Source organism: Paenisporosarcina sp. OV554, from assembly GCF_003058165.1.
Classification (GTDB): domain Bacteria; phylum Bacillota; class Bacilli; order Bacillales_A; family Planococcaceae; genus Paenisporosarcina.
Genome location: NZ_QBUC01000065.1, coordinates 1 through 2,481, shown reverse-complemented (window position 1 = coordinate 2,481; position 2,481 = coordinate 1). Strand labels below are relative to the sequence as shown.

The 2,481-nt window shown below is 39.9% G+C and carries 2 protein-coding genes; both read left to right on the top strand.

Going from position 1 to position 2,481, the window contains the following annotated elements; translation table 11 throughout:
* Positions 1–128: 128 nt before the first annotated feature.
* Positions 129–1,682: an IS21 family transposase gene (gene istA, locus C8K15_RS19885; RefSeq protein ID WP_108588119.1), complete on the top strand. Its 1,554-nt coding sequence runs from the start codon at positions 129–131 to the stop codon at positions 1,680–1,682.
* Complete coding sequence (gene istB, locus C8K15_RS19880) at positions 1,679–2,437, top strand: IS21-like element helper ATPase IstB (RefSeq protein WP_108588118.1); 759 nt, start codon at positions 1,679–1,681, stop codon at positions 2,435–2,437. The genes istA and istB overlap by 4 nt, the downstream gene beginning before the upstream one ends.
* Positions 2,438–2,481: the final 44 nt, after the last annotated feature.

Sequence of the window (2,481 nt, the reverse complement as noted above, 5' to 3'; positions counted from 1 at the left end):
TGTAAACGCTAATATAAAATTGACAGTTTCCGCTAAGATCCTTTTTACACTTTCGCCAAATAGAATCGAACTTCCAGTAAACTGAATGTATTCGTTTATTGGAGGTTAGCCATTTGGAGGATAAGTTAATGCTATATTTAAAGATTCGTCAGCTACATGAGAGAAAGTTTAAGATTGCACAAATCGCCGATGAACTTAAAATTTCAAGACCTACGGTCTATAAATATTTAGAAATGACATTTGAAGAAGCCCAAGAGTACTTAGGGAATCCTCATCGAAAACCAAAGAAGTTGGATCCTTATCGGGATTGGATTGTCGCTTGGTTAGAAGAATATCCGCATTTGAGTGCAGCACAGATTCAAGACTGGTTATTAGAGCGTTATCCAGATTTGAATATAGGAGAAAGTACAGTTCGTTTATATGTAAGTGAAGTACGTGAAATCTATCAAATTGAGAAAAAAACTATAGTAAGACAATATGAAGCTGTTTCTGAACAACCAATGGGCAAGCAGCTTCAGGTTGACTGGGGAGAAACTAAGCAAAAGACGACTATGAAAAAAGAGGTGAAGCTCTATTTCATCGCCTTTGTGTTAGCCCACTCGCGTTACAAGTATATGGAATGGCAAGATCGACCTTTTACAACAAAGGATGCCATCCGTTGTCATGAGAATGCCTTTCACTTTTATGGTGGACGACCAGAAGAAATAGTTTATGATCAAGACCACTTGCTTACAGTCAGTGAAAATGCCGGTGACTTATTGTTAACATCTGATTTTCAAACATACGTGAGGGAACGTAAATTCAAGGTTCATTTATGTCGGAAAGCTGATCCCGAATCAAAAGGGATGATTGAAAATGTGGTGAAATACATAAAAGGGAATTTCGCAGATAGCCGTGTATTTAGCGATAGTGAGGATTGGAATGAGCGTGCATTGCATTGGCTAGAGCGTACTGGCAATAAAAATGTACACCAGACAACGAAAAAAAGACCAGTTGAAGTGTTTCTCGTCGAAAAGCAACACTTACAACCCGTCTCTCCTCTACTTTCAAATGAAAGTACTCATGCCCATAGTATAGCAAGGAATGTGGGCAAGGACAATACGATTCGTTTCAAGTCCAATCGGTACTCAGTTCCATTAGGAACTTATGGATCACAAGCTGAGAACCAAGTGTTCATCGAGATAAAAGATGGAAAACGGGGCACATTGATTATTCGTAAGCAGGCAAATGGTGAGATTATAGCTGAACATCAAATCAGTGCTGAAAAAGGAAAACTCATTAAAAACCGCAATCATTCGCGTGACCGTTCGAAAGGAATTGAAGAGTTCAAGCAACGTGTAATTTCTAGCTTTGAAGAGCAGGAAGCAGCAATGACTTATGTAGATGAAATTTGCCTAAAATATACGCGTTACCGCCGCGACCAATTAGCGATTCTTGAAACCGTCATCAAGAATAACCCGGAGTGGATTAACCAGACACTTCAAAAGTGCCTAATTGAAAAACTCTATAGTGCCAATGACTTCCGAGATGTAGTCAGTCATTTTAAGAAAGTGAATACCGAATCTGAATCCTTACCGATAATCAAAGAAAGCAGCAATGTTCGGCTAGCTAAAATCAAAATTGACGTGACAACGCGATCTCTGAGTGCATATACACGTATTTTAGGAGGACGGGCCCAATGAACAAAACAGTTAATGAATTACAAGAACAGTTTCGTCAACTACGATTAGCTGAAACCGCTGAGGAGCTTCCACAGCTCCTTCGTGAAGCTGAAAAAACATCGTGGACTTATTTAGAATTTCTGGAATCAATCACTTCTTTTGAATTAACAAAACGTGAAGCAAAAAGCGTTGAGCGAAGAGTGAAGTGGGCTCGTTTCCCCTACGTTAAATCCTTAAATGAATTCAGAGTGGAAGAACAATCTGCTTTGACAGAGCGCCAGTTGGCGCAGCTACTAGAGTTTAGCTGGTTAGAGCAACAATACAATTTGATTCTCTTAGGCCCACCGGGCGTAGGAAAAACTTTTCTAGCCATCGGCTTAGGCATAGAAGCTATTCAAAGAGGGTTTCACGTATATTTCGTGACGATGGGCGAACTGATGCAGTTATTGAAAACCCAAGAATTTGCGCATAAGTCACAGGTACAGATGAAACGATTACAGGCAGCTGACTTGGTCATCATCGACGACTTGATGTATATGGCGATGGACCAACGGGAAGCCAATTTGTTCTTCCAGTTAATCAATCATTTATATGAACGAAGTTCAATCATCTTAACTTCGAATAAAAGTCCAGATCAGTGGAGTGAATTAATGGGCGATCAAGGAATCACGACAGCGATTTTAGATCGTCTATTGCATCGGGTGGAGGTCGTCCATATGGATGGCGATAGCTATCGGATGAAAAATAGACAGCATTTGTTTTCGGCAAAAGTGTAAAGGGGAAATTAGCGGAAAGTGTAAAATTCTACTTGACGGTTACA

Coding starts and splice junctions, on each gene's coding strand:
- istA (WP_108588119.1), top strand. CDS start 129: ATGCTATATTTAAAGATTCGTCAGCTACATGAGAGAAAGTTTAAGATT.
- istB (WP_108588118.1), top strand. CDS start 1,679: ATGAACAAAACAGTTAATGAATTACAAGAACAGTTTCGTCAACTACGA.